The sequence below is a fragment of the Peptoniphilus obesi ph1 genome (genome assembly GCF_000311865.1).
GTDB classification, from domain to species: Bacteria; Bacillota; Clostridia; order Tissierellales; family Peptoniphilaceae; genus Peptoniphilus_E; species Peptoniphilus_E obesi.
Genome location: NZ_HE978583.1, coordinates 1 through 3581, shown reverse-complemented (window position 1 = coordinate 3581; position 3581 = coordinate 1). Strand labels below are relative to the sequence as shown.

4 protein-coding genes and 1 other RNA gene are annotated in these 3581 nt (G+C 29.5%); 4 read left to right on the top strand and 1 reads right to left on the bottom strand.

Annotated features, from left to right (window positions below):
• Positions 1–7: 7 nt before the first annotated feature.
• Positions 8–811 carry an NAD(+)/NADH kinase gene (locus HGPB_RS07770; RefSeq protein WP_019133122.1) on the bottom strand — a complete coding sequence of 268 codons (804 nt, stop codon included), beginning with the start codon at positions 809–811 and terminating at the stop codon, positions 8–10.
• A gap of 131 nt (positions 812–942) precedes the next feature.
• Between HGPB_RS07770 and ssrS the strand changes: the two genes are divergently transcribed.
• The 4 genes from ssrS (at position 943) to HGPB_RS07755 (ending at position 3392) form a co-directional block, all read left to right on the top strand.
• A non-coding RNA gene (gene ssrS / locus HGPB_RS08710) (6S RNA) lies at positions 943–1119 on the top strand.
• A gap of 100 nt (positions 1120–1219) precedes the next feature.
• Positions 1220–1738 carry a YtxH domain-containing protein gene (locus tag HGPB_RS07765; RefSeq protein WP_019133121.1) on the top strand — a complete coding sequence of 173 codons (519 nt, stop codon included), beginning with the start codon at positions 1220–1222 and terminating at the stop codon, positions 1736–1738.
• Between the two features lie 23 nt (positions 1739–1761).
• Entirely contained in the window at positions 1762–2253 is a 492-nt protein-coding gene (locus tag HGPB_RS07760; RefSeq protein ID WP_019133120.1) for a hypothetical protein, read from the top strand.
• 122 nt (positions 2254–2375) lie between these two features.
• Entirely contained in the window at positions 2376–3392 is a 1017-nt protein-coding gene (locus HGPB_RS07755; RefSeq protein ID WP_019133119.1) for a LacI family DNA-binding transcriptional regulator, read from the top strand.
• Positions 3393–3581: the final 189 nt, after the last annotated feature.

Genomic DNA, 3581 nt, shown 5'->3' with positions numbered 1-3581 from the left:
TTTTTATTTATAGAAACTTATCCCTTAGATTTTCCCAATAAGAATCTTGAGAAAAAACAAGTTTGTTAATTTTCCTATTTGAAAGTTTTAAATTAATTTTCTTTAAATTATTAAAGAAATATTCCTTACCATCAACCAATAAAAGATTACTATTAGCATATCTTTTTTCTGGAACAAGCGAGATAGTATAAGAACCAGGAATAATTATAGGACTAGTTAATGACCTATATACAACGCTATTAATAGGAGCGATTGGAGTCATTTGCATAACTTCAAGAGAATGATGCACAAGCGAACCGTTGCAAGAAAAATTATAGGCTGTTGATCCAGAAGGAGTTGAAATCAAAAGGCCATCTCCAGAAAACTTTTCTAAAAAATTTCTATTCACATACACATTCGTATGAATTATTTTTGAATGCTTTGCCTTAAGAACAATTTCATTTACGCCAGATAAAATCAAAGACTTATTTCTAGTAAAAATTTCAGCCTCTACAAGTTTAAGCTCTTCTATAGAATAATCTCCGTTATTATAATCCTCTATAAACTTTTCAAGCTTATCAGGACTGACCTCTTGATAAAATCCAAGATGACCTGTATTTATACCGACAGTGGGAATTTTTGTAAAATTATTCTTATGAACAGCATTTATAAAAGTACCATCTCCACCAATGCAAACATTGAGCTCTGCATCAGGATTAAAATTCTTGCTTGGTGTGTAACCATTATCTTTTAAAAGCTTAATAAGTTTTTGTTTAATTTTTCTTGATTCATAACTAGAATTTGCAACTATATTAATAATTTTCTCTTTCATGTAATCCTCCTAGTACGATTATAAATATAATATAATATACGAACGAATAATTAAAGTGAAAATCGAAATTATAAAAATAATTTAATATTGGCTAAAGTTGAATAATCAAGGAAATTAATATATAATTTATATATACTCTGCGATGTGCGAGTAGTCTTTATTTAATTCAACCGACATAAAAGATCCGGGAAACCATATATCCAATGGCTAACAGGCCACGAAAAGTGGAAGTTAAGAAGTTGGATGAGGACAACCACACTAAGTGAGGCGGGTCTGAATTAATAAAGCGTCGGCATTGCGGAGTTATTTTTATATAAAAATTGATTAATTGAATACTAGTCGGGTATCTATTAATGTAGTAAAATTATTAATTTTACAGCAAAATACAAAAATTAAGGAGTGGACTCAATGGGATTATTTGATTATTTAGAAGAAAAAAGAAGAGAAGCAGCAATGAAAAGAAATGCTAAAGAAGCAGGAAAATTTTTAGTAGGTGCTTCTGTTGGTACAATTTTAGGACTTTTATTCGCACCACAATCAGGTGAAGAAACTAGAAAAAATATAGCAGATAAAGCTAAAGAAACTGCAGATTCAGTTGAATCAGCAACAAGAGATGCTGCTGATACAATTCAAATTAAAGCATATCAAGCAAGTGAACAAGCAAAAAGAACATATGCAGGACTAAAAGATAAAGTAGAAGATAAAAAAGATCAATTTGAAGAAGATAAAGAAGTTGCAAAAGCAAAAGCACATGCAATTGGAGAAATTGTAAAAGAAGGCGCTGAAGATGTAAAATCTGATGTAGATAAAACAAAAGAAGATATAAAAGAAACATCAAAAGATGCAAAGAAAGATCTTGAAAAAGGAGCAAAAGAAGTAAAAGAAGATGTAGAACATGCTTCTAAAAAAATAGAAAAGAATAAATAATAAGAAAACTTAGGAGGCTTATAATGCAAACAACAATAACATTGCAAGATCTACTAGTTATTATTTTATATTTAGCAGGAGCTTGTGCATTAATTTACTTGGCTCTAACACTTAAAAACGTAGTTGGAATTTTAAAAAAAGTTAACAAGGTTATTGATGATAACCAACATGAAATAGATGATACAATCAAAAAAGTTCCAGTACTGACAGATAATGCGGTACTAATTACAGATAATGTTAATAAAATAAGTTCGGATGTTTCAGAGCTAACAGATGTAGCTAGACCAGAAATAGAAAAGGTAATAGTTACAGTTGGTTCAATATCTGATACAGTTGATGGAATATCAAGAAACGTAGATAAAACAGCACTAAAAGTTACAGATACAATATACAATGTATCCGATACAATTTCTGATACTTCAAAAACTGTAAAACTAAATGCTAATAATGTAGTAGATTATTTCTATATACTAAAAGAAGTAGCAGAATCACTAAAAGAAGTCTTTTTAAGGTGATAAACAAAAAATAAGAGCAAGGTCAAAATTGATCTTGCTTTTTTTTGTGCCAAAATAAGCAAAATTTTGTATAATATATATGTACAAACGTATGCATATAAAATTAGGGGGGAGGAATTTAATTGGCATCTACAATAAAAGACGTAGCAAAAATGGCTGAAGTATCAATTTCTACCGTGTCAAGAGTAATAAATGACTCAAAACCAGTTTCACCAGAAGCACGAAGAAGAGTTTTACAAGCTATAAAAGTTCTAGACTACACACCAAACGAAGTAGCAAGATCATTAGTAAAAAGAAAATCACACTTGATAGGAGTAATAGTTGATGACATTGGAACATCATATGTTAGTAAAATCCTAAGAGGAGTCGAAGAAATAGGTAGAATGTATAATTACGATATCCTACTTACATGCTCATATGGAGATCCTGAAGTGGAAATAGATCTGGTAAAACTGCTTGAACAAAAACAAGTGGGAGGCATACTAGTAATAGCTTCAAATGTAAATGAAAAATTACTTGAAAAACTAGAAGAATCTAAACTCCCTTACCTAGAAATAAATAGATTTCATGATAACGAAGAAAAACTAACAGTGAGAATAGAATACGAAGAAATAAGCTATGAAATGGTCAACTACATAATAAGTAAGGGACATAAAAAGATAGCAGCAGTATTAAAAGCACATGACGTAGAGAAATCACAAGAAAGATACAAATTAAAAGGATACGAAAGAGCGATAACAGATGCAGGGTTAGAAGAATATATAATAAGTACAAAAGGCATAACAGAAAAAGCAATAGCAGAAGTATCAGACCAAATAGATAAAGCAATTAAAAGTGGAGTGACAGCTTTCTTTTGCACATTAGATGAAATAGCAATCCACATAATAAATCAACTAAGAGATAAGGGAATAAAAGTTCCAGATGATATATCAATAACTGGATTTGGTGGAACAGATTTGACAGAAATATACAGACCACTATTGACAACAGTAAAAATTTCTTACTATGATATAGGGGCTGTGGCAATAAGAAGAATACTAAAAATGATCAACAAGGAAAATACAGATGAAGATGAAAAATCAATATTGCCACTAGGAATTACAAAAAGAGATACAGTAAAAGATTTAAATCAGAAATAAAAAGGTCTATAAATAGAGCTTTGTTAAGGATTAAAAATAGATAATAGAAAAAACTGTAAAAATTTGTTGACAAAGATATTTTGAAATGGTACTATAAATAAGTCGAACTTAGAGATTAACAAAATCTTGAAAAAAGCTTTTTAAAAAAATTAAAAAATTATAAAAAGCACTTGACAATACATTATATTT